Source organism: Zoogloea oleivorans, assembly GCF_008107625.1.
In the GTDB taxonomy this organism is placed as follows: domain Bacteria; phylum Pseudomonadota; class Gammaproteobacteria; order Burkholderiales; family Rhodocyclaceae; genus Zoogloea; species Zoogloea oleivorans.
On the sequence record NZ_SDKK01000012.1, the window covers coordinates 39,925 to 62,596 of the forward strand.

A 22,672-nucleotide genomic window follows, 5' to 3' on the forward strand; every position below is an offset into this window, starting at 1 on the left:
GGGTCTCCAGAGTGGTGTGACGCGGGACGGCTTGATCGATGCAGTTGGCCGACATATTAAGGTTCAACGGGCTCCGGCGGGGCGTCCGGTGCGGCGCTGGCGCCATTGCGGCCGTTCATCTTGGCCCGGTACATGGCGGCATCGGCGCTGCGGGTGAGGCTTTCGAGGTCCTTGCCGTGATCGGGGTAGAGGGCGATGCCGATGCTGGCCGATACCAGGCATTCGTGAGCATCGATGATGAAGGTTTCATTGAGGGCGCGACGGATCTTTTCGGCCACGCCGAGGGCTTCGTGCATGCTGTGTATGTCGTGGAGCAGGGCCATGAACTCGTCGCCCCCCTGGCGGGCGAGCAGGTCGCTGGCGCGCAGGCCGTGGCGCATGCGGCTGGCCGATTCGATCAGCAGGGCGTCGCCGGCAGCGTGGCCGAGGCTGTCGTTGATTTCCTTGAAGTGATCCAGGTCGAGAAAGAGCAGCGCGAAGCGTGTCTTGTGGCGTTTGGCGATGAGCAGGCTGGTGTTCATCTGGTCCATGAACATGGCCCGGTTGGCCAGCCCGGTCAGGGGGTCGTGGGTGGCCAGGTAGTGAATGCGCTGCTCCGAGGCCTTGCGTTCGGAAATGTCGGTGATGGTCAGGATGACGCCCTGTAGCCCGCCGATGGCATCGATGTGCGGTGCGTCGGTGACGATGGCGGTAAGAATCCGTCCGTCAGCCCGGCGCAGCTCCTGTTCGTTGGTGGCGGCCTCGCCCCGTTGCAGGCGCTCGGCCAGGCTACGGCTGCGTGTGCTGTCTCCGCTGGGCCACAGACTATCGAAGCGCTGGCCGAGGAGGGCGTCGGGCGCATAGCCGAGCAGGCCAATCAGGCGCGGATTCAGAAAGGTGAAGCGCAGGTCGGTGTCGAGGGCTGCGATGCCGTCCTGGGAGAGATTGACCAGCGTGCTGTAGCGCGCTTCGCTGGTGCGCAGGGAGGTGCTGATCCGGTCGAGTTCGCGGGCGCGCTGACGGGCCGAGAAGAAGAAGGCGGTCAGGAGGACGAACAGGGCACCGATCAGCACGATGGCCGTCTGTTCCATCTGGCGGGTTTTCTCATCGAGGGGGAAGATCGGGCTGCTGTCGAAAACCAGCGTCCATACCCGGTTCTCCAGTTCGACCACTCTCCGGTCGGTGAGCGCGCCGGACTCGCGGCGCTCCGGATGACTGTCGAACAGCAGGGAGGCCGGGCTTTGATCGTGCGCATCGTAAATGCGCAGCCGGCTGCCCGGAGCAGATTCACCGAGGATGCCGGTAATCAGGTCGCGCATCCGGAAAGGGCTGTACACCCAGCCGAGAAAGGCCCGCTCGCGCTGGGCTGGCGTGAGCAGCGGGGCATCGTGGCGAAACACCGGCAGATAGAGCAGCACGCCGGCCTGCGGGTCGGTGCGGGTTTCCTGCACCAGCCGGACCTTGCCGGACAGGGCCGGTGTGCCCAGGCGTCGGGCCCGCTCCATCGCTTCGCGGCGCACCGGTTCGGAATACATGTCGTAGCCGAAGGCCCGCTGGTTGCGCCAGTCGAAGGGTTCCAGGAAAACGATGGCGGTGTATTCGGCCCGGGGGCCGGCAGGGGTGACCTGGTAATCGGGAAAGCCCTCGGTCCGAATCTGTTGTTCGTGGAGCGCCAGCTTGGCGGCTGGCACGGGCACCGCGAAACCGACACCCTGAATACCCGGGTAGTCGGCCTGAAGGCGCAGGGCGTCCACGTAATGCTGCCACTCCCGGCGGGTGACTTCCTGTGATGCCGTGAAGAGTGCCCTGCTGCCGCGCAGGATTTGCCGGTACGCTTTTAGTCGTTCCTCGATCTTGAGGGTGATTTCGCTGGTTTCATAGGCGAAGGCGTTGCGCAGGGCCTCGTCATGAGCCGCGTCGAAGCGCGCGATGGCCAGGCTGCCCATCGTGATGGTCAGCGCCAGGGCGAGGAGGGTCGGCAGGATGGTGGCAGTCTGCTTGTGCGGAAGCCATCCAGCGAAGGCCTTCATCTTCGACGTTTCTCCACTCCAGTGACCTTGCGCGCGCGGTGTCGGACGGGTCTGTATTGTGTTTCGGCAGCATTAACGGCAGTCGCGACCGGTAAATTGACTCGAAGGGAGTGTCATAATCCGGACCTTTGACGCCGCTGGCCCGCCTGCCTCCGTGCAGCCTGTGCCCCGTCAGGTAAATACTGGCTTCTATCGATTACCCAAGGACTCTCCATGATTCTCGTAACCGGCGGCGCCGGCTTTATTGGTGCAAACTTTGTCCTCGACTGGCTCTCCACCTGCGACGAGCCGGTGGTCAACCTCGATGCCCTGACCTACGCGGGCAACCTCGAGAATCTGGCCTCCCTGAAGGGTGATCCGCGGCACATTTTCGTGCAGGGCGACATCTGCGACCGGGAACTGGTGGACCGCCTGTTCGCCGAGCACCAGCCCCGTGCCATCGTCCACTTCGCCGCCGAAAGTCATGTCGATCGCTCCATCCACGGCCCCGGCGATTTCGTGCGCACCAACGTAAACGGCACCTTCACCCTGCTGGAGGCCGCCCGCGGCCACTGGATGGGCCTCGACGATGCCGCGAAGGCCGCCTTCCGCTTCCACCATGTGAGTACCGACGAGGTGTACGGTTCCCTCGGCCCCACGGACCCGGCCTTCAGCGAGACCAAGACCTACGAGCCGAACAGTCCGTACTCCGCCAGCAAGGCTGCTTCCGACCACCTGGTACGCGCCTGGCACCACACCTACGGCCTGCCGGTGACCACCAGCAACTGCTCCAACAACTACGGCCCGTATCACTTCCCCGAGAAGCTCATCCCGCTGATGATCGCCAACGCGCTGGCCGGCAAGCCGCTGCCCGTGTATGGCGACGGCCAGCAGATCCGCGACTGGCTGTATGTCACCGACCACTGCAGCGCCATCCGCGCCGTGCTTGCCAAGGGCACCCCGGGCGAGGTGTACAACGTGGGGGGCTGGAACGAGAAACCCAACATCGAGATCGTGCACACCCTGTGTGCGCTGCTCGACGAACTCAAGCCCGACCCCGCCGGCAGCTACAGTCGCCTGATCACCTACGTCACCGACCGCCCCGGCCACGACCGCCGCTACGCCATCGACGCCCGCAAGATCGAGCGCGAACTCGGCTGGCGCCCGGCCGAAACCTTCGAAACCGGCATCCGCAAGACCGTTGCGTGGTACCTCGCCAACCAGGAGTGGGTCGCACACATTCTCAGCGGCGCCTACCGCGACTGGGTCGACACCAACTACGCGGGCCGCTGAAACATGAAGATTCTCCTCCTCGGCAAGAACGGCCAGGTCGGCTGGGAGCTGCAGCGCAGTCTGGCGCCCCTCGGTGAGCTCATCGCCCTCGACCACGACGGCGCCCCCGGCCTGTCGGGCGACTTCGCCGATCCCGAAAGCCTCGCCGCCACCGTGCGTGCCGTCGCCCCCGGGCTCATCGTCAATGCCGCCGCCCACACTGCCGTGGACAAGGCCGAGAGCGAACCCGACTTTGCCCGTGCCCTCAACGCGCTGGCGCCCGGTGTCCTCGCCCGCGAAGCCGCCGCCCTCGGCGCGCTGCTGGTGCATTACTCCACCGACTACGTCTTCGACGGCAGCGGCACGGCCCCGTGGGCCGAGGACGCCGCCACGGGGCCGCTGTCCGTCTATGGGCGCACCAAGTGCGAAGGCGAAGCGCTGATCCGCCAGAGCGGCTGCCGCCACCTGATCTTCCGGACCAGCTGGGTGTATGCCGCCCGCGGCGGCAACTTCGCCAGGACCATGCTCAAGCTGGCCGCCGAGCGCGACGCGCTGAGCATCATCGACGATCAGCATGGCGCGCCCACCGGCGCCGAACTGCTCGCCGACGTCAGCGCCCACGCCGCCCGCATGACCCTCACCCAGCCGGCGCTGGCCGGCACCTATCACCTGGCTGCCGGCGGCACAACCACCTGGCACGCCTACGCCCGCCACGTCATCGCCTTCGCCCGCGCCCGGGGCATCCCGATCCAGGTTGCCGCGGACGCCATCCGGCCCGTGCCGACCAGCGCCTTCCCGACCCCGGCCCGGCGCCCGGCCAACTCCCGTCTCGACACCACGAAGCTGCAGGCCGCCTTCGGCCTCACGCTGCCGCCCTGGGAGCAGGGCGTCGAGCGCATGCTCACCGAAATCCTCACGAACTGACAAAGGTCCGACCCATGCAACGCAAAGGCATCATCCTCGCCGGCGGTTCCGGCACCCGTCTGCACCCGGCCACGCTGGCCGTCTCCAAGCAACTCATCCCGGTGTACGACAAGCCGATGATCTACTACCCGCTCAGCACCCTGATGCTGGCGGGGATCCGCGACATCCTGATCATCTCCACCCCGCAGGACACCCCGCGCTTCCAGCAACTGCTCGGCGACGGCGCCCAGTGGGGCCTGAACCTGCAATACGCCGTCCAGCCCAGCCCGGACGGCCTTGCCCAGGCCTTCATCATTGGCGAGGACTTCGTCAACAACGGCCCCAGCGCGCTGGTTCTTGGCGACAACCTGTTTTACGGTCATGAGTTCGGTCGTCAACTGTCGGCCGCCACCAACAGCACGCAGGGTGCCACCGTCTTCGCCTACCCGGTGCATGATCCCGAGCGTTACGGCGTTGTCGAGTTTGACGCAGCCGGCCACGCCATCAGCCTCGAAGAAAAGCCCAAGGCTCCGAAGAGTCGCTACGCCGTTACCGGCCTCTATTTCTACGACAATCGGGTGGTCGACATCGCCAAGAACCTCAAGCCCGGCGTGCGCGGCGAACTCGAAATCACCGACGTGAATCGCCAGTACCTCGAATGGGGTGCGCTGGATGTGCAGGTCATGGGCCGCGGTCACGCCTGGCTCGATACCGGCACCCACGAAAGCCTGCTCGAAGCCAGCCTGTTCATCCAGACCATCGAAAAGCGCCAGGGCCTCAAGATTGCCTGCCCCGAAGAAATCGCCTGGCGTGCCGGCTGGATCGACGCCGAGCACCTGCAGAAACTCGCCGCCCCGCTGGCCAAGAACGGCTACGGTCAGTACCTGTTGCGCATCCTCGACGAAAAGGTCTTCTGATGAACGTCGTCAAGACCGAAATCCCCGGCCTGCTGATCCTCGAACCCCGGGTCTTTGGCGATGCCCGCGGTTTCTTCATGGAGAGCTTCAATGCCCGGGCTTTCCAGGAAGCCACCGGGCTTGACGTGGACTTCGTGCAGGACAACCACTCCCGTTCCACCCGGGGCGTGTTGCGTGGCCTGCATTACCAGATCCAGCAGCCGCAGGGAAAACTGGTGCGCGTGGTGCGCGGCGCGGTGTTCGACGTGGCCGTCGACCTGCGCAAGGCGTCGCCGACTTTCGGCAAGTGGCACGGGGTCGAGTTGTCGGAGGACAACAACCGGCAACTGTGGATTCCGCCGGGCTTTGCCCACGGTTTCCTGGTGACCTCAGAGAGCGCCGACTTCCTCTACAAGACCACTGACTACTACGCCCCCGAGTTCGAGCGCAGCCTGGCCTGGAACGATCCGGCGGTGGGCGTCGAATGGCCGCTGACCGGCGAACCGGCGCTGTCGGCCAAGGATGTGGCCGGCAAGCCGCTGGCCGAATGCGCAACCTTTGCCTGACTCGCCTGCGTAAGGTCGTGATCTGACAATTATTTCTTTGTTGGCCAGGAAAGGTGCGCGCGATAATGCGCACCTGTCATTTTGCCCGTGGAGTCCCGTATGTCCCGTTCGCTGATCTACCTCGTCGCCGGCGCGCGTCCCAATTTCATGAAGATCGCGCCGATCGTGCGAGCCCTGCAAGCGCGGGCGGACCGCTTCGAGTTCCGGATCATCCACACCGGCCAGCACTACGACCGGGAAATGAGCGACGTTTTCTTCGATGAGCTGGGCATTCCCAAGCCCGACTACCATCTCGAGGCGGGCGGCGGCAGCCACGCCACTCAGACCGCCAAGATCATGGTGGCCTTCGAGGAAATCTGCCAGAACGCCCGTCCCGACTGTGTGCTCGTGGTCGGCGACGTGAATTCCACGCTGGCCTGTTCCATCGACGCCAAAAAGCTGAACATTCCGGTGGCCCACGTGGAGGCCGGCCTGCGTAGCGGCGACATGCGCATGCCCGAGGAAATCAACCGTCTGGTCACCGACAGCATCTCCGACTGGTTCTTCTGCACCGAACCGGCGGGCGTCGACAACCTGATGAAGGAAGGCAAGTCGGCCGATGCGGTCTTTCACGTTGGTCACGTGATGGTGGACAACCTGCTGTTTCAGCGCGACAAGCTCGATGCGTCCGACAAGTCCGGCATGGAAACCGAAGCCATCAAGGCCAAGTATCCCAAGTACGGCGTGGTCACGCTGCACCGTCCGTCCAACGTGGATGACGAAGCCAACCTGCGCGGCATCGCCGGTGCGCTCAAGCAGATCGCCGGCGAGCTGCCGCTGATCTTTCCGGTGCACCCGCGCACGCGTGGCAATCTCGAGAAGTTCGGTCTCGATCTGGGCCCCAACGTGGTCCTGACCAAGCCCCAGTCCTACATGGAATTCCTCAACCTGTGGAAGGATGCGGCGCTGATCATGACCGACAGTGGCGGCCTGCAGGAAGAAACCACTGCCCTCGGCGTACCCTGCCTCACCTTGCGCGAGAACACCGAGCGCCCGGTGACGGTGGATGAAGGCAGCAATGTGCTGGTCGGCACCGATCCGGCGCGCATTCTTGAAGAAGCGGCCAAGGTGCTCGCCGGCCAGGGCAAGCAGGGCTGCCGCCCGGTGCTGTGGGATGGCAAGGCTGCCGAACGCACGGTGGCCGAACTGGATCGCCTGCTGCCGGCCTGATCGGTAGCGCACATGAAAAAGCCGCTGCGGGTCATGCCGCAGCGGCTTTTTGTCTGTTTGGCGGTAGTTGCGGGTTTATTCGTCGCTCTTGCCTACCGGCACGAAGAGGGCATCCACGAACTCCCTGGCGCGGAAGACCTGCAGATCGTCGATCTGCTCGCCGATGCCGATAAAGCGCAGGGGCTTCGGGCACTGGCGGGCGATGGCCGCCACCACGCCGCCCTTGGCGGTGCCGTCGAGCTTGGTGAGAACCAGGCCGGTGACGCCGATGGAGGCGTCGAAGGCCTTGACCTGCTGGAGGGCGTTTTGCCCGATGTTGGCGTCGAGGACCAGCAGCACTTCATGCGGGCCGCTCGGTTCGGCCTTCTGGATGACCCGCCGGACCTTGGCGATTTCTTCCATCAGGTGCAGCTGGGTGGGCAGGCGGCCGGCGGTGTCGGCCAGCACGATGTCGATGTTGCGGGCGCGGGCGGCGCTGATGGCGTCGAACACCACCGCTGCCGGATCGCCCGATTCCTGGGCGATGACGGCCACCCCGTTGCGTTCGCCCCAGGTCATCAACTGCTCGCGGGCGGCGGCGCGGAAGGTGTCGCCGGCCGCCAGCAGGACGCTCTTGCCCTGACTCTGGAAGTGCTTGGCGAGCTTGCCGATGGAGGTCGTCTTGCCCGAACCGTTCACCCCCGCGATCATGATGATGTAAGGCTTGTGGGCCGAGATTTCGAGGGGTTTTTCGAGCGGGGCGAGGATGGACAGCAGGCCTTCGGCGAGGGCGCCCTGAAGTTGGTCGGCGGTCTCCAGCTTGTCGCGCTTCCAGCGCAGGCGCAGTTCCTTGAGCAGATGCTGGGTGGCGTCCACGCCACAGTCGGCCATCAGCAGCGTGGCTTCCAGTTCTTCGAGGAGTTCCTCGTCGATCTTGCGGCGCGAGAACAGGCTGGAGAGGCCGCCGCCGATCTGCTCGCGGGTGCGCGACAGCCCGCTGCGCAGGCGGTCCATCCAGGAGCGCTTCTTTTCTTGCTCACGGACCGGTGAGGGCGCGGCTGCGGTGGAGACTGGGGCCTGCAGAGGTGCCGCGGGGGATTCCGCAGCGGCGTCGGGCACGGGGGCCGATGCATCGCCCGGTTTGAGGGCTTTCTTCAGGAAACCAAACATGTGGAGGCAGGTCAGAGTGTGGGTCGATCGGGACGGGCCTGTAATCGGCCCGCCATGCCCGGTTGGCCGCATCGCCGTAATGCCGCTATGATTCCGCGCCACACGCCGGCCCGCGGCCATTGTTTTTCAATTTTACCAGATGCTTCAAGAGCCTATGATGAATCGCAGTTTGCGGATCACCTCCGTCGCCCTAGCCCTGTCGGCGGCACTGGCCGCTCCGGCCTGGGCCAATCCTTTCGAGACCGTTCTCCCCAACGGGATGAAGCTGATCGTCAAGGAAGACCGCCGGGCCCCGTCGGTGGTGCACATGGTGTGGTACCGGGTCGGTGCCATGGATGAAGTGGACGGTACTTCGGGCGTCGCCCACCTGCTTGAACACATGATGTTCAAGGGCACGAAGAAGGTCGGGCCCGGTGAATTCAACAAGCTGGTTGCCGCGGCAGGGGGACGTGACAACGCCTTTACCAGCCACGATTACACCGCCTACTTCCAGCAGGTGCCCAAGGAGGGCCTCAACAAGATGATGGCCCTCGAGGCTGACCGGATGGCTAACCTGCAGGTCACCGAGGAGGGTTTCAAGAAGGAGATCGAGGTGGTCAAGGAGGAGCGCCGCCTGCGCACCGACGACAAACCGCGCTCGCTGGTGGTCGAGCAACTGTCGGCCACGGCCTTCCAGGCCCATCCCTATCGCCGGCCGATCATCGGCTGGATGAGCGATCTGGACAACATGACCGCCCAGGATGCCCGCGATTGGTATCAGCGCTGGTACGTGCCCAACAATGCGACCCTGGTCGTGGTAGGTGACGTGGATCACAAGGCCGTCTTCAAGGAGGCGAAGAGCACCTACGGGCGCATCAAGTCGCGTCCGCTGCCGGTGAGGAAGTCCCTCAGCGAGCCGGAGCAGACCGGCCCCCGCCGCACGGTGGTCAAGGCGCCGGCCGAGCTGCCCTACGTGGCCCTCGCCTGGCGCGTGCCGACCGTGCGCGACGTAAAGGCTGACGGCGACTTCTACGCGCTGCAGGTGCTCTCTGCGGTGCTGGATGGTTACGAAGGCGCACGCCTGTCGAAGAACATCGTGCGCGGCAGCCGCGTGGCGGTAACGGCCAATGCCGGTTACGACGGTTCGGCTCGCGGCGAGTCCCTGTTCTACCTCGACGGTGCCCCGGCCGAAGGCAAGACCATTGCCGATGTCGAAGCCGCCCTGCACGCCGAGATCGCCCGCATCCAGAACGAAGGCGTGTCCGAGGACGAGCTGCGCCGCGTCAAGGTGCAGGCGGTGGCCGGCCAGGTTTACAAGCGCGACTCCCTGATGGGGCAGGCCATGGAGATCGGCATGGACGAGATGGTCGGCCTGTCGTGGAAGGATGACCCGCTGATGCTTGAGCGTATTCGTGCCGTGACTGCTGCCGAAGTCCAGGCGGTGGCGAAGAAGTATTTCCGGGACGACACATTGACCGTCGCCCAGCTCGATCCGCTGCCGGTGGATGCCAAGGCCCGCGCCAAGGCCACGGCTCCCCATCGCCACTGATCGCCCCCGTTTTCGAGGTTAATTGATGATTGCTCAATACAAACGTCTCGGGGCTGCCCTTGCGCTGGCCCTTGCGACTCTCCCGGCGCACGCCGGGCTTGCCATCCAGAGCTGGACCACCCCGGGCGGCACGAAGGTGTTCTTCGTCGAAAGCCGGGCGCTGCCCATCGTCGACGTGCAGGTGGACTTCCGTGCCGCCGGGACCGAGGCGCCGGTCGGCAAGGCCGGTCTTGCCGGTCTGACCCGCTCCCTGCTGGATGCGGGGGCCGGCACCCTGGACGAAGACGCCATCGCCAACCGCATCGCTGATCTGGGCACCCAGATCGGCGGTGGGGCCGACATGGACCGGGCTTCGCTGTCGCTGCGCAGCCTCAGCAATCCGGCCGAGCGGGACGGGGCGGTGGCGCTGCTGGCCACGCTGATCCAGCAACCCACCTTCCCGGCTGCCGCGGTCGAGCGCGAAAAGGCCCGCAGCATCGCCAGTCTGAAGGAGGCCGACACCCAGCCGGACGCGATCCTGTCCCGGCGTTTCGCCGCGGCCGTGTATCCCAACCATGCCTACGGCCGCCTGCCCACGGTGGAAACCGTTTCGGCCATCACCCGCGATGATCTGGCCGACTTCCACAAGCGCTACTACACGAGTGGTCGGGCGGTGGTGAGCATCGTCGGCGACGTGTCGCGGCCCGAGGCGGAAGCCATCGCCACCCGCCTCACCGGCGCCCTGCCGGCCGGTGACGCACCGGTGCAGACGGTCAACACGACACTGCCCGAGCGCCAGACGATCCGCGTGCCCAATCCGTCCGCCCAGGCTCACGTGGCCATCGGCCAGCCGGGTATCCGCCGTGGCGATCCGGACTTCTTCCCGCTGGTTGTCGGCAACTACATACTCGGCGGTGGCGGCTTCGTCTCGCGGCTGACCCGTGAAGTCCGTGAGAAACGCGGCTACGCCTACAGCGTGTATAGCTATTTCGCGCCGCAGCGCGATGTGGGGCCTTTCCAGATCGGCCTGCAGACCAAGGGCAGCCAGGCAGATGACGCCCTCCGGGTGGTCGCCTCGACCCTCGACGAGTTCCTCGCCAAAGGCCCGACCGAGGCCGAACTGCAGGCTGCCAAGGACAACCTGATCAACGGCTTCGCCCTGCGCCTCGACTCCAACCGGAAGATGCTCGAGCAGGTGGCCGTGATTGGCAGCTACGGACTGTCGCTGGACTATCTCGATACCTACCGGGACAAGGTCAAGGCAGTAACCGTCCAGCAGATTCGTGACGCCTTCAAGCGCCACGTCTCGCCGGATCATCTGGTCACCGTCGTGGTGGGCGGCGACGGCGACAAGGCGGCCCCGGTCAAGGCGGGAGCAGCCCGTTGAGCCGCATCCGCATCATCGGCGGGGACTGGCGTTCCCGCCTGATCGACGTGAGCACGGTGAAGGGCCTGCGCCCGACGCCGGACCGGGTGCGGGAAACCCTGTTCAACTGGCTCGGGCAGGATCTCGACGGCAAGATCTGCCTCGATCTGTTTGCCGGCAGCGGGGCGCTGGGTTTCGAGGCCGCCTCCCGCGGGGCCGAAAAGGTGACGATGATCGAGCAGGACGCAGTGGCTTTTGCGGCACTCCAGCACAATGTAAAGACCCTGAATGCGTCGCGTGTACAGCTTCTGAGGGGGGATGCGTTAAAATTCGCCCGCTCCGCGATCCAGTCTTGCGATGTGGTGTTCCTGGATCCGCCTTACCGGGCGGGCTGGATCGAGCGGATGGCGCCGTTCCTGCCGGATCTCCTCGCTGCAAACGGGGTGCTCTACGTGGAGGCGGAATACGAAATTGAAAATATCGACCGATTGACGCGAATCAAGCAGGGCAAGGCAGGGCAGGTGTATTACCACCTCTTTGCTCCCGCTGCCTGATGCCCGTGCTGTTGTGCCGACAGGGGAGACCAGCAGGATGAGGGATGGAATCGCGGTTTACCCGGGGACTTTCGACCCCTTTACCCGTGGGCACGAGGATCTCGTCCGGCGAGCATCCCGGCTGTTCGAGCGGGTCATCGTCGGTGTGGCGGTGAGTGGTGGAAAGGGTCCGATTTTTTCTGTCGATGAGCGTGTCGAGATTGCCCGCGAGGTGCTGGCGAGCTACCCGAATGTCGAAGTGCAGGGCTTTTCGTGCCTGCTGATGGATTTTCTCCACAAGAACAATGCGCGGGTAATCCTGCGTGGTTTGCGGGCCGTGTCGGACTTCGAATACGAGTTCCAGATGGCGGGCATGAACCGCAAGCTCTACCCGGATGTGGAAACGGTTTTCCTGACCCCGTCCGACGAGTACATGTTCATCTCCGCCACCATGGTGCGCGAGATCGCACGGCTCGGCGGCGATGTGAGCAAGTTTGTGCAGCCCGGTGTTCTGGATCGGCTGCGTTCCAAGATCAACAAACAGTAAGTAACGAGGAAGTTAAACAAAATGGCCTTGATGATTACCGACGAGTGCATCAACTGCGACGTCTGCGAGCCGGAGTGCCCGAATGGCGCCATTTCCCAGGGTGACGAGATCTACGTGATCGACCCCAGCAAGTGTACCGAGTGTGTCGGCCACTTCGACGAGCCCCAGTGTCAGCAGGTCTGTCCGGTCGACTGTATCCCCTTCAATCCGGAACATCCGGAAACCAAGGACGACTTGATGGAGAAGTTCCTCAAGCTCACCGCCGACAAGTAAGCCCGGCGGGCGATCCCAAAGACAAGGCCGGCTGCACGTCAAAGTGCAGCCGACCTTGTCTTTTTGGGTGCCTGAAGGATCAGGCGGCGAGGGCGGAGGGCGCCGGGCTGCTGTCGGAAGGCATTTCGAGGGCTCGCTCGATGCGCACGGAGAGAGCGTTGAGCTGGCCGACCTGGCGTACGAGCAGATCCTCGGCCTGTTGCAGTTCGCGGACCCGGTCTTCGAGGGTGTCGGTGGCCTGGTGGATGCGCTTGACGCTCTCGAGGCGGCGCTTGAGCTGCAGCTGGTATTCCCGTACCTGGGTTTCGAGCGGAGCCATGACCGCGCGCAGCCATTGCTCGGCATCCCGGTTGGCGACTTCGAAGGTGCGTCGGGCCTGAACTGCGACGGTCTCGAAGAATTTCTGGGTGAGCGTGTGCTTCTCGGTGGTGACGATGGTCAGCACCGTGTTGAACTGGCTGTTGAAGGCTTCTTCGAGGCGCTCGATTTCCTTCTCGTAGCGCAGCGTCGAGAAGGCCGTGGGGGCGGCCAGTTTGAGGCCGTGCTCGACGGTGAAGCGCTTGTACATGGCGTCGAGCATCCGGGAGATTTCGCCGATTTCATCGGTGGATTTCTTGAGGTTGCCGCGCAAGTGCTGGAAAAAGCCCTTCATGGCTTCGCGCAGGCCGCGCGAGAAGGCGGCGTCGAGCATCGCCTCGCGGGTGCGCCGGGTTTCGTCGCGCAGGGCGTCGAGGCCCAGGTGACCGAAGAGGTTGTTGGACAGGTTGGAGAACACGCTGCGCACGGCGTAGTACTTCTGCAGGCCCTGTTCGAACTCGTCTTTCTCGGAGCGCACCTTGCGCATCATGTATTCGATGACGTTCTGATTCTTGCCGCGCAGGTCGGTGAGTTCCTGTAGTTGCTCGCGCAGGCCGCTGAGGCGGGCGTTGAGCAGTTCGCGGCTGCGATCGACGATGTCATGGACGTCGCCGTGGGTGTTGTCGCGGACGATCTCGCGCTTGGTGGGCAGGAGTTCGGTGGATAGTGCCCGTTCGAGCTGAAGGATGCGGCTGCGGGCCAGCAGTTCCGGGTCGTCATTGACCTTGGCGACCAGCCCTTTTTGCGCCGAGACGGGGTACACCTGGCCCGGTTCGATCTCGAGGGTGGCGGCGACGCTGGCCACCTGGCCGGCGATTTCCCGCTCGATGTCTTCTTCGCTGCGCAGGCCGTCCCACAGGCCGTCGATCTTGTTGAGGGCGACGATGCGGCCACGCTGGCGGCGGCCGGCATTGACGTGCTCGCGCCACACGGCCAGATCGCTCTGGGTGACGCCGGTATCGGCGGCCAGGATGAACAGCACTGCGTGGGCATTGGGCAGCAGGTTGAGGGTCAGCTCGGGTTCGGCGCCGATGGCGTTGAGGCCCGGAGTGTCGAGGATGACCAGCCCCTGCTCGAGGAGCGGGTGCGGAAACTGAATGACGGCGTGGCGCCACAGGGGAATCTCGATCTTGCCGTCGGCATCCGGGCGGATACCCCTGTCGCCGGATTCGTCGATCGGAAAGCCCAGTTCTTCGGCCTCGCCCACGCTGGCCCGCCGGGTTTCTCCGACCTGGGCGAGGGCCTGCTGCAGGCTTTCTGCCGAACTGGTGTCGAGGGGGCGCACCTGCCACTCTTCCGGGTAGCGCTTGAGTTCGGTGATGCTGGCGTTGGTCTTGCGGCTCTCGATGGGGAGCAAGCGGATTTCCGGCTTGTCGCCTTCCTTCCATTGCAGCTCGGTCGGGCACATGGTGGTGCGGCCAGCGCTGGAGGGCAGGATGCGGTTGCCGTAGCCGGCAAAGAACACCGCGTTGATCAACTCGGATTTGCCGCGGGAGAACTCGGCCACGAAAGCGACGATCAGTTTGTCCTCACGCAGGCGGTCAAGCAGGTATTGCAAACGCAGATCCGACTGGGCGTCGCCGATCTCGTTCTGGTGCAGCCATTTGCGCAGCTCCCCGATTCCGGAGGCGACATCTCCGCGCCAGCGGGTGTAGGCGGAGAATTGTTCTGCAAGCACTTGTGCGTCTTTCACGAGCTTCATTCCTGGCTGGGAGCCGCATCGCCGGCGAATTTTTACAATATTGATAGCATAAACGGGAAAGCGGCCAACCGGAATCGCTTTCAGCGCTGGCAGCGGGGGCAGTAAAAGGTGGCTCGCTGCCCCATGATGCGCTTGCGGATCGGGGTTTGGCACTGCCGGCAGGGTTCGCCGTCGCGTCCATAGGCAAAATACTGCTGCTGGAAGTAACCCGGCGAACCGTTGCTGCCGACGAAGTCGCGCAGCGTGCTGCCGCCCGCAGCCAGCGCGTCCTGCAGGGTTTCTCGGATACAGGTGGCGAGGCGCTCACAGCGCCGAGGACCGAGTTTTTCGACCGGGGTGGTCGGGTCGATGCCGGCGCGGAAGATGCTTTCCGAAGCGTAGATGTTGCCGATGCCGACCACGTGGGCGGCGTCCATCAGGAAGAGCTTCACCGGTGTCTTGCGTCCACGGCTGGCCTTGTGCAGCCAGGTACCGTCGAACTTGTCATCCAGCGGCTCGATGCCGAGTCCGGCGATCAGCGGATGCAGTGTGTCGCCGGCCTGCCACAGGACCAGTCCGAAGCGTCGCGGGTCGCGCAGGCGCAGGGCCTGCGTGCCGAAGAGGATGTCCAGGTGGTCGTGCTTTTCGGGTGCCAGTTCGGCCGGCACGATGCGCAGGCTTCCCGACATGCCCAGGTGTACGAGCAGGCTGCCGTGGGGAAAGCGGAACAGCAGATATTTGGCCCGGCGTTCCACGGCCAGCAGCGGCTGCCTGGCGAGGGTGTCGTTCAGGTCGGCGGGGATCGGATGGCGCAGGCGGCCATTGCGGATGATCACGCCGGTGATGCTGCGGCCGCTCAGTTCAGGGGCGATTCCCCGGCGGGTGGTCTCGACTTCGGGAAGTTCTGGCATGGGCGAAAATGGCTTAAAGGGCTGGCGGAGGCGCTGGCTTGCTGGGCTTGGTGAAACCGCCTAACATCCGGCGAACCCTATTGTAACGGCGCGATCAAACCCGGTGTCGTAGTGCCGTCCGCCTGTCGTCGGCCGCCGGAATCCCCAACGTATCGCCAGAGTCTTTCTCATGAAGCCAACTTTCCGCCTCCCGCGTCCGGCCCGCTTGCTGGCCTCCCTGTTGATTTCGGGCGGTCTGATGATGGGGGCGGCCCATGCCCAGCAGCCGCCTCCCGTCGAGGAGGCCGAGTCGGATACGACGGTCTTTCCGGCCCAGGAGCTGACCCCGCAGATTCTTTATCAGCTGCTGCTGGCTGAAGTGGCCGGTGCGCGCGGACAGGTTGCCATGGCCGCCCAGTCCTACATGGATCTGGCCAAGCGCACGCGGGACCCGCGCATCGCCCGCCGGGCGGCCGAGATTGCCGTGGTGACCCGTCAGGCGGATCTGGCCAGCGAGGCGGCGCGATTGTGGATGGAGCTCGATCCGGGCTCCATGCAGGCCCGGCAGCTGGCGTCGGGTGCGATGGCCAGCAACGCGCGGATCGAGGAATTGCAGGCCCACCTGGCCAAGGCGCTGGCCGGGCAGGGCGAGAACATCGGTGCGGCGCTCATGGGGCTGAATCGCGGCCTCGCCCGCATTCCCGACAAGGCGCTGATCCGCCGGCTGGTGACTGACTTGACCGAGCCTTATCTCGCGCAGGCAGAGGCGCATTTTGCCCGCGCCAATGCGGCCTTCGTGGCGGGCGATCCGGCGGCGGCTTCGCAGGCGCTGGACGAGGCCCTGCGCCTGCGCCCGGACTGGGAGCAGGCGGTTGTCCTGAAGGCCCAGTTTCAGCAGGAAGAATCGCCCGGCAAGGGGCTCCAGACCCTGCGGGATTACGTGACGGCCCACCCGGATGCGCGCGAGCCGCGCATCAGCCTGGCGCGCCTGTTGGTGGCTGCCCGGCAGTTCGGTCCGGCGCGGGACGAGTTCGAAGAGCTCGTCAGGCGCGCTCCGGACGACCGGGATGTCGTTCATGCGGCGGGCCTGCTGGCTATGCAGCTGGGCGATGGCGCTGCCGCCGAGAAGCATTTCAAGCGCCTCATCGAGCTGGGTTTTGCCGAGCCGGACACTCTGCGCATGTATCTTGGGCAGATCGCCGAGGATGCCAAGCGCTTTGACGATGCCATCGGCTGGTACAAGGCTGTGGCGCCGGGCAAGCAGTTCGTGCCCGCCCAGGGGCGCATCGCCCAGGTGCTGGTGAATCGCGGCAAGCTCGTCGAGGCACGCCAGCACCTGCAGTCGGCAGCCCGTGAGGCGCCGGCGGATCGTGTCTCCTACATTCTTGCCGAGGCGCAGATACTGCGTGATGCCAATCGCAACGAGGATGCCTTTTTTGTGCTCGACGAGGCGCTGCGCAGTGATCCGGAAAGCGCCGAGCTGCTCTACGAGTCGGCCTTGATGGCCGAGCGGGTCGGGCGTATCGAAGCAATGGAAGGGCGGCTGCGCAAACTCATCGCCCTCAAGCCGGAGCATGCCCATGCCTACAACGCGCTCGGCTATTCGCTGGTTGATCGCAACCTGCGTCTCGACGAGGCGGAGGCGCTGATCCGCAAGGGGCTTGAGCTGGCGCCGAGCGATCCCTTCATTATCGACAGCCTGGGCTGGGCCCTGTATCGCCGGGGCAAGCTGGCCGAATCCCTTGAGCAATTGCAGAAGGCCTTTGGCCTGCGGGCCGACCCGGAGATCGCCGCACACCTGGGCGAAGTCCTGTGGATGCTCGGCCGTCGCGACGAAGCAGCCAAGACCTGGAAGGATGCGGCCAAGGCCCATCCGGAAAGCACCGTGCTGGGCGACGTGATCAAGAAGTTCAAGCCTTGAGGCGCCTGATCGTTTTGCTGGCGCTGGGCGTGCTTGGCTGCGCGGCACCCGACGTGCGTCCGCCTGATGCCCTTCAGCTGGTGTCCCGTGCCGAAATGTCCCGCTTTCAGCTTGAAGGCCGTCTGCAGGTCCGTGATGGTGAGCGGACGGCGGCGGTCGGTGTCGATTGGCAGCATGAAGTCGGGCACGACGACTGGTTGTTCACCGGGCCCCTCGGGCAGGGATTGGCGCGTATCGAAGCCGATGCTGCGGGTGCGCGCATGACGCTGGCGGATGGTCAGCGCGTTGAGGCGGCCAGCGCGGCAGAACTGGCCGAGACGGCCCTTGGCGTCAATGCGCCCTTCGCGCAGTTGCCCCTGTGGATCACCGCCCGTCTGCGCGATGGCGCGGAGGTGCGCGAGCTGGATCCCGTCGGCCGCTTGCGGCGTGTTGTCGACCAGGGGTGGACCATTGATTACATCGAGTACGCCGGCAGCGGGCCGGCCGATTTGCCGCGCAAGATCGACGTGCAGCGTGGCGACACCCGCCTGCGTCTGATTGTCGATGCCTGGAATCCCTGACATGAGCCCTTCCGAATTCGATCCTTCGGCCCTGGTGCGCGTACCGGCGCCGGCCAAGATCAATCTCTTCCTGCATATCGTCGGGCGTCGCCCGGATGGCTACCATCTGCTGCAAACGGCCTTTCGCATGCTGGACTGGGGAGACGAGATAAGCCTCCGGCGCCGTGACGATGGCGCCATCCTGCGTACCACCGATGTGCCCGGGGTGCCGGTCGAGGCGGATCTGGTCGTGCGTGCCGCCCGTGCCCTGCAGGCTGCCACGGGTAGCATCTTTGGCGCCGAGATCGGCGTCGACAAACGGATTCCGATGGGCGGCGGGCTGGGTGGCGGCAGCTCCGATGCGGCCAGCGTGCTGATCGGCCTCAATCGTTTGTGGGGCTGCGGCCTGTCCCGTGCCCGCCTGCAGGAAATCGGTCTCACGCTTGGTGCCGACGTACCTTTTTTTATCTTCGGCGAGACGGCTTTTGCGGAGGGTGTGGGCGAGGATTTGCAGGCCATGAGCGTACCGCCGGCCTGGTATTTGATGGTCGCGCCGGATGCTTCCGTGCCGACCGCTGAAATTTTTTCGGCGAAAGAGTTGACACGCGATAGCGAAATACTAATAATGCGGGCCTTCGCAATGCACACAACGCGAAACGACATGCAGGCAACAGTCTGCAGAAAGTTTCCGAAAGTGGCTGAAGCGCTGGTCTGGTTGTCGCACTACGGGGCAGCAAGAATGAGCGGTTCAGGGGCTTGTATATTTGCTCCCTTCGATTCGAAGGAGAAAGCCGAGCAAGTCGCCGCTGTGGCCCCGCAGGGCTGGAAGGTCTGGGTAGCCGAAGGGCTCGACAGGCATCCCCTGCAGAGCTGGGTTGTGTAAGTAGCGGAAAGATTTCTTGGGGAGTCGCCAAGTTGGTCAAGGCACCGGATTTTGATTCCGGCATTCGAAGGTTCGAATCCTTCTTCCCCAGCCAAATTCAGCGGGCAGGTCGAAAAACCTGCCCGTTTTTGTTTTACGTTTTTCAATGTAGCAACGAGAGGTGATCATGGCTTCGGGCAGCCTGATGGTTTTCACCGGCAACGCCAACCCCAAGCTGGCTGCAGATGTAGTGCGCCGTCTTGGGAAGTCTCTGGGTTCCGCCACGGTTGGGCGTTTCTCGGACGGCGAAGTCAATGTCGAACTTCTCGAGAACGTACGCGGCAAGGACGTCTTCGTCCTGCAGCCGACCTGCGTTCCCACCAACGATAACATCATGGAATTGCTGATCATGGTGGATGCGCTGAAGCGGGCTTCCGCTGGCCGCATCACCGCAGCGATTCCCTACTTCGGCTACGCCCGTCAGGATCGTCGCCCCCGTTCGGCCCGCGTGCCCATCACCGCCAAGGTGGTGGCCAACATGCTTCAGGCCGCCGGTGTGCAGCGTGTCCTCACCGTCGATCTCCACGCCGACCAGATCCAGGGCTTCTTCGATATTCCGGTGGACAACATCTACGCCGCACCTGTGCTGCTGGATGACCTGGAAAAGCAGAAGTACGAAAACCTGATGGTCGTTTCGCCGGACGTGGGTGGCGTGGTTCGTGCCCGTGCTTTCGCAAAGCGTCTCGAGTGCGATCTGGCCATCATCGACAAGCGTCGTCCCAAGGCCAATGTGTCCGAGGTGATGAACATCATCGGTGAAGTGGAAGGCCGTACCTGCGTGATCATGGACGACATCGTCGATACCGCCGGCACCCTCTGCAAAGCCGCTCAGGCACTCAAGGAAAACGGCGCCAAGCGCGTGCTGGCCTACTGTACCCATGCGGTGCTGTCCGGTCCGGCGATCAGCCGCCTCAACGAATCGGACCTGGACGAACTGGTTGTCACCGACACCATTCCCCTGTCCGACGAGGCCAAGGCCTGCAAGCGCATCCGTTCCGTGTCCATCGGCGAACTGCTGGCCGACACGATCCTGCGGATCAGCAACGAAGAATCGGTCAGCTCGTTGTTCAACGAGTAAGCCTGCAAGATTTCGAGCCGGTGGGTGCAAGCCCTCCGGCTTTTTTCAGCCCGTCTGGTCGCGGCCGGGCTCATTCACTGGAGTAGTTACACATGACCATTCAATTCAACGCCAAGACGCGTGTTCTGCAGGGTACGAGTGCGAGCCGCCGCCTGCGTCGCGCCGGCACGGTTCCCGCCATCATTTACGGTTCCGGCTCTGCCGTTCAGATCGAAGTCGATCACAACGAGATCTTCCACGCCCTGCGCAACGAAGCCTTCCACGCTTCCGTGCTGACCGTGCTGCTCGACGGCGCTGCCCAGTCCGTGATCCTGCGTGACACCCAATGGCACCCGTACAAGCAGCAAGTCATGCACCTCGACTTCCAGCGCGTTGATGCCACCCACAAGATCCACGTGAAGGTGCCCCTGCACTTCGTGAACGCCGACATCGCTCCGGGCGTCAAGCTCGAAGGCGGCATGGTTACCCACGTGATGGCTGAAATCGATCTGGAGTGCCTGCCGGCCAACCTGCCCGAGTTCATCCAGGTCGACCTGAAGGATCTGGCCTCCGGCCACTCCATCCACGTCTCCGACCTGGTTCTGCCGGAAGGTGTGAAGGCGCTGGTGCACGGTGAGAACCCCGTCGTCGCCACCATCCTCGCCATCCGTGGCGGTAGCGACGCAGCCGAAGAAACCTCGGCGGCCTGATCGCTGACCGGGGTTAAAGAGCTTCCGACGTCATGAGCCAGCCTGCACCGAAGCTCGTTGTCGGCCTCGGCAACCCCGGCGCTGAATACGCTGAAACCCGGCATAACGCCGGGTTTTGGTTTTGTGAGCGCCTGGCGCGTGAGCTGGGCGCGTCCTTCACCAAGGAAGCCCGCTTCCACGGTCAGGCTGCCAACGCCCGCACGGAGGGTGTCTGGCTGCTGATGCCCCAGACCTTCATGAACCGCTCCGGCCAGTCAGTGGCTGCGCTGGCGCGTTTCTACCGGATTGCTCCGGCCGAGATTCTCGTCGTCCATGACGAGCTCGACATTCCTCCCGGCCAGCTGCGTGTCAAGTTTGGCGGCGGCCTGGGTGGTCACAACGGCCTCAAGGACATTACTGCCCATCTGGGCACCCAGGATTTCTGGCGCCTGCGGATCGGCATCGGTCATCCGGGTGACCGTAACGAAGTGGCCAACTTCGTCCTCAAGCCGCCCCGGCGCGAGGAGTCCGATCTCATCGACGAATCCATTGATCGCGCCCTGCTGGCCTGGCCGCTGTTTGCCAAGGCCGACTGGAATGCCGCGACCCAGCGCCTCAACGCCCGTCCTGCGGTACCAAAGGCCTGATTTCCTTCCTTAAAGCTTAAAGCCCACCGGGTCTGCTGCCGTAGACCGGCCATGGGTTGCACAGACCGGGTCGTACTGACTCTGGCTGAATCAAGGAAGAAAAACACATGCGCAAGCTTGCAGACACGCCCATCTGGCTACGTCTGACCGCGGCCATCTGGCTGATGCTGGTCATCGCCTGGGGCGGAATGATCGCCTGGGAAACGCGCGTCAATCGGGATACGGCAATTGCCCAGGCGGAGGATTTTGCCCACAGCATCCACGAAATGACCATGGCCGGCCTGACCGGCATGATGATCACCGGCACGGTCGGGCAGCGGGAAGTCTTTCTCGACCAGATCAAGCAGCTGTCGGTCATCAGGGATCTGCAGGTGATCCGTGGCGAGGCCGTGAGCAAGCAGTTCGGTCCGGGTAACCGTGCCCTGCCTCCGCTTGATGCAGACGAGAAAGAGGTATTTGCCAGCCGCAAGGAGGTAGTGCGGGTTGAGCGCGACGCTCAGGCTGGTGAGTACCTGCGGGTCGTCAAGCCGGCACTGGCCTCCGAAAACTATCTCGGCAAGAATTGCCTCGGCTGTCACATCGTGCCCGCGGGTACCCCGCTCGGTGTGGTGAGCATGAAGGTCTCCCTCGACAAGGTGAACGCAGCGGTGGATGCCTTCATGTGGGAGAGCATCTTCAGCGCACTCGTGGTGTCGCTACCCTTGATTGGCTTCGTGGTTTTCTTCATTCGCCGGTTCGTGGTAACACCCCTGGCTGAGATGAATCGCAGCCTGTCGGAGATTGCCAAGGGTGAAGGCGACCTGACCCGCCGGCTCAATGTGGCCGGCCAGGACGAGATCGGCAAAACGGCGTCAACCTTCAACGAGATGCTCGGCACGATTGCCCAACTGGTGCGTCAGGTTTCGGAATCTGCCGCGAAAGTTGCCGGTTCGGCCCATCAGCTGTCGGCGAGCGCCAGTCGTGTGGCCGACGGCTCCCGCAGCCAGAACGACCAGTCGGTGAATGCGGCCGCTTCGGTAGATCACATGGCAGCCAACATCGCCAATGTGGCTGCCAGTGCCGAGCGGGTCCACCAGCGCTCCCAGGAAAGCCTGCGGCGGGCCGATGAGGGCAGCAAGACCCTCGGCTCGCTGGTCGATGAGGTCAATCATGCAGAAAGTGCTGTGCGGCAGATGGCCGACTCGGTGGAGCAGTTCGTCGAGTCCACGACTGCCATCACGGCGATGACTCAGGAAGTGCGCGAGATTGCCGAGCAGACCAACCTGCTGGCCCTCAATGCGGCGATCGAAGCGGCACGGGCGGGTGAGCAGGGCCGCGGTTTTGCCGTGGTGGCCGACGAGGTACGCAAGCTCGCCGAGAAATCGGCCCGTTCTGCCGGCGAGATCGACGCGGTGACGTCCAAGTTGAGCAAGCAGTCGGTGGCCGTGCGCGCATCGATCAACCAGGGGCTTGATCACCTGGCGTCGAGCCGGCTGGCGGTGAGTTCCGTGGCGGAGGCGATCAACTCGGCCAATGAATCGGTGGTGGCGGTTGGTCGCGGGCTCGACGAGATTGCTGAAGCCACCGAGCAGCAACGGGGTGCCAGTGCCGTCGTGGCGCAGAGTATCGAGTTGATTGCGGCGATGGCCCGCGACAACAACGAGTCAGTGGAGTCCACCGCCCGGGCGGCCCGGGACATGGAAAACCTGGCTGGCCAGTTGCAGCAGACGGTGTCGCGCTTCCGGGTGTGAGCCTCTAAAGGCATTGAAATGACAAAGGCC

The 22,672-nt window shown here is 64.3% G+C and carries 21 protein-coding genes and 1 tRNA gene; 18 read left to right on the top strand and 4 right to left on the bottom strand.

Features of this window, described 5'->3' with window-relative positions; genetic code table 11:
* Nucleotides 1–56 precede the first annotated feature (56 nt).
* The gene (locus ETQ85_RS13525) at nucleotides 57–2,009 is read right to left on the bottom strand and encodes a CHASE domain-containing protein (RefSeq protein WP_148579604.1); all 1,953 of its coding nucleotides are present in this window, start codon (nucleotides 2,007–2,009) and stop codon (nucleotides 57–59) included.
* Nucleotides 2,010–2,222: 213 nt separating this feature from the next.
* On the opposite strand from ETQ85_RS13525, the gene rfbB reads away from it, so the two are divergent.
* From rfbB to wecB, 5 genes are all read left to right on the top strand, one after another.
* Nucleotides 2,223–3,281: a dTDP-glucose 4,6-dehydratase gene (gene rfbB, locus ETQ85_RS13530; protein WP_148579605.1), complete on the top strand. Its 1,059-nt coding sequence runs from the start codon at nucleotides 2,223–2,225 to the stop codon at nucleotides 3,279–3,281.
* 3 nt (nucleotides 3,282–3,284) lie between these two features.
* On the top strand, nucleotides 3,285–4,184 hold the full coding sequence (rfbD, locus tag ETQ85_RS13535) for a dTDP-4-dehydrorhamnose reductase (protein WP_148579606.1): 900 nt from the start codon (nucleotides 3,285–3,287) through the stop codon (nucleotides 4,182–4,184).
* 14 nt (nucleotides 4,185–4,198) lie between these two features.
* Nucleotides 4,199–5,080, top strand: coding sequence for a glucose-1-phosphate thymidylyltransferase RfbA (gene rfbA, locus ETQ85_RS13540; protein WP_148579607.1), 882 nt, complete (start codon nucleotides 4,199–4,201; stop codon nucleotides 5,078–5,080).
* A complete protein-coding gene (rfbC, locus tag ETQ85_RS13545) occupies nucleotides 5,080–5,625 on the top strand; it encodes a dTDP-4-dehydrorhamnose 3,5-epimerase (RefSeq protein ID WP_148579608.1) in 546 nt (181 codons plus the stop codon). Before rfbA ends, rfbC begins: the two co-directional genes overlap by 1 nt.
* A 99-nt stretch (nucleotides 5,626–5,724) precedes the next feature.
* On the top strand, nucleotides 5,725–6,834 hold the full coding sequence (gene wecB, locus ETQ85_RS13550; RefSeq protein WP_148579609.1) for a non-hydrolyzing UDP-N-acetylglucosamine 2-epimerase: 1,110 nt from the start codon (nucleotides 5,725–5,727) through the stop codon (nucleotides 6,832–6,834).
* Between the two features lie 75 nt (nucleotides 6,835–6,909).
* Here the strand turns inward: wecB and ftsY are convergent, their stop codons facing one another.
* The gene (ftsY, locus tag ETQ85_RS13555; protein ID WP_148579610.1) at nucleotides 6,910–7,983 is read right to left on the bottom strand and encodes a signal recognition particle-docking protein FtsY; all 1,074 of its coding nucleotides are present in this window, start codon (nucleotides 7,981–7,983) and stop codon (nucleotides 6,910–6,912) included.
* A 157-nt stretch (nucleotides 7,984–8,140) separates the two neighbouring features.
* Here ftsY and ETQ85_RS13560 point away from each other — a divergent pair, with 157 nt between their 5' ends.
* The 5 genes from ETQ85_RS13560 to ETQ85_RS13580 are packed head-to-tail and all read left to right on the top strand — an operon-like array spanning nucleotide 8,141 to nucleotide 12,209.
* On the top strand, nucleotides 8,141–9,511 hold the full coding sequence (locus ETQ85_RS13560; protein WP_148579611.1) for a M16 family metallopeptidase: 1,371 nt from the start codon (nucleotides 8,141–8,143) through the stop codon (nucleotides 9,509–9,511).
* Nucleotides 9,512–9,536: 25 nt separating this feature from the next.
* Nucleotides 9,537–10,877 carry a M16 family metallopeptidase gene (locus tag ETQ85_RS13565; RefSeq protein ID WP_148579612.1) on the top strand — a complete coding sequence of 447 codons (1,341 nt, stop codon included), beginning with the start codon at nucleotides 9,537–9,539 and terminating at the stop codon, nucleotides 10,875–10,877.
* Nucleotides 10,874–11,410: a 16S rRNA (guanine(966)-N(2))-methyltransferase RsmD gene (gene rsmD, locus ETQ85_RS13570; RefSeq protein WP_148579613.1), complete on the top strand. Its 537-nt coding sequence runs from the start codon at nucleotides 10,874–10,876 to the stop codon at nucleotides 11,408–11,410. Before ETQ85_RS13565 ends, rsmD begins: the two co-directional genes overlap by 4 nt.
* Nucleotides 11,411–11,447: 37 nt before the next feature.
* A complete protein-coding gene (gene coaD / locus ETQ85_RS13575; RefSeq protein WP_148579614.1) occupies nucleotides 11,448–11,936 on the top strand; it encodes a pantetheine-phosphate adenylyltransferase in 489 nt (162 codons plus the stop codon).
* Between the two features lie 21 nt (nucleotides 11,937–11,957).
* Nucleotides 11,958–12,209: a YfhL family 4Fe-4S dicluster ferredoxin gene (locus tag ETQ85_RS13580; protein WP_148579615.1), complete on the top strand. Its 252-nt coding sequence runs from the start codon at nucleotides 11,958–11,960 to the stop codon at nucleotides 12,207–12,209.
* A gap of 79 nt (nucleotides 12,210–12,288) precedes the next feature.
* Here ETQ85_RS13580 and ETQ85_RS13585 read toward each other — a convergent pair whose 3' ends face one another.
* Nucleotides 12,289–14,259: a dynamin family protein gene (locus tag ETQ85_RS13585; protein WP_246128765.1), complete on the bottom strand. Its 1,971-nt coding sequence runs from the start codon at nucleotides 14,257–14,259 to the stop codon at nucleotides 12,289–12,291.
* A gap of 89 nt (nucleotides 14,260–14,348) precedes the next feature.
* Nucleotides 14,349–15,158 carry a bifunctional DNA-formamidopyrimidine glycosylase/DNA-(apurinic or apyrimidinic site) lyase gene (gene mutM / locus ETQ85_RS13590; RefSeq protein WP_148579617.1) on the bottom strand — a complete coding sequence of 270 codons (810 nt, stop codon included), beginning with the start codon at nucleotides 15,156–15,158 and terminating at the stop codon, nucleotides 14,349–14,351.
* A 169-nt stretch (nucleotides 15,159–15,327) separates the two neighbouring features.
* On the opposite strand from mutM, the gene ETQ85_RS13595 reads away from it, so the two are divergent.
* The 8 genes from ETQ85_RS13595 to ETQ85_RS13630 all read left to right on the top strand — a co-directional run bounded on the left by ETQ85_RS13595 (nucleotide 15,328) and on the right by ETQ85_RS13630 (nucleotide 22,642).
* Complete coding sequence (locus ETQ85_RS13595; protein WP_222862161.1) at nucleotides 15,328–17,058, top strand: tetratricopeptide repeat protein; 1,731 nt, start codon at nucleotides 15,328–15,330, stop codon at nucleotides 17,056–17,058.
* Nucleotides 17,055–17,618 carry a lipoprotein insertase outer membrane protein LolB gene (lolB, locus tag ETQ85_RS13600; RefSeq protein WP_148579618.1) on the top strand — a complete coding sequence of 188 codons (564 nt, stop codon included), beginning with the start codon at nucleotides 17,055–17,057 and terminating at the stop codon, nucleotides 17,616–17,618. The genes ETQ85_RS13595 and lolB overlap by 4 nt, the downstream gene beginning before the upstream one ends.
* A 1-nt stretch (nucleotide 17,619) precedes the next feature.
* Complete coding sequence (gene ispE / locus ETQ85_RS13605; protein ID WP_222862162.1) at nucleotides 17,620–18,480, top strand: 4-(cytidine 5'-diphospho)-2-C-methyl-D-erythritol kinase; 861 nt, start codon at nucleotides 17,620–17,622, stop codon at nucleotides 18,478–18,480.
* Between the two features lie 17 nt (nucleotides 18,481–18,497).
* Nucleotides 18,498–18,574, top strand: a tRNA-Gln gene (locus ETQ85_RS13610).
* Nucleotides 18,575–18,646: 72 nt separating this feature from the next.
* Nucleotides 18,647–19,597 carry a ribose-phosphate pyrophosphokinase gene (locus ETQ85_RS13615; RefSeq protein WP_148579620.1) on the top strand — a complete coding sequence of 317 codons (951 nt, stop codon included), beginning with the start codon at nucleotides 18,647–18,649 and terminating at the stop codon, nucleotides 19,595–19,597.
* Nucleotides 19,598–19,689: 92 nt separating this feature from the next.
* The gene (locus ETQ85_RS13620) at nucleotides 19,690–20,286 is read left to right on the top strand and encodes a 50S ribosomal protein L25/general stress protein Ctc (protein WP_148579621.1); all 597 of its coding nucleotides are present in this window, start codon (nucleotides 19,690–19,692) and stop codon (nucleotides 20,284–20,286) included.
* 32 nt (nucleotides 20,287–20,318) lie between these two features.
* Nucleotides 20,319–20,912, top strand: a complete 594-nt coding sequence (gene pth, locus ETQ85_RS13625; protein WP_148579622.1) for an aminoacyl-tRNA hydrolase — start codon at nucleotides 20,319–20,321, stop codon at nucleotides 20,910–20,912.
* 107 nt (nucleotides 20,913–21,019) lie between these two features.
* Nucleotides 21,020–22,642, top strand: coding sequence for a methyl-accepting chemotaxis protein (locus tag ETQ85_RS13630; protein ID WP_148579623.1), 1,623 nt, complete (start codon nucleotides 21,020–21,022; stop codon nucleotides 22,640–22,642).
* The last annotated feature ends 30 nt before the right edge of the window (nucleotides 22,643–22,672 follow it).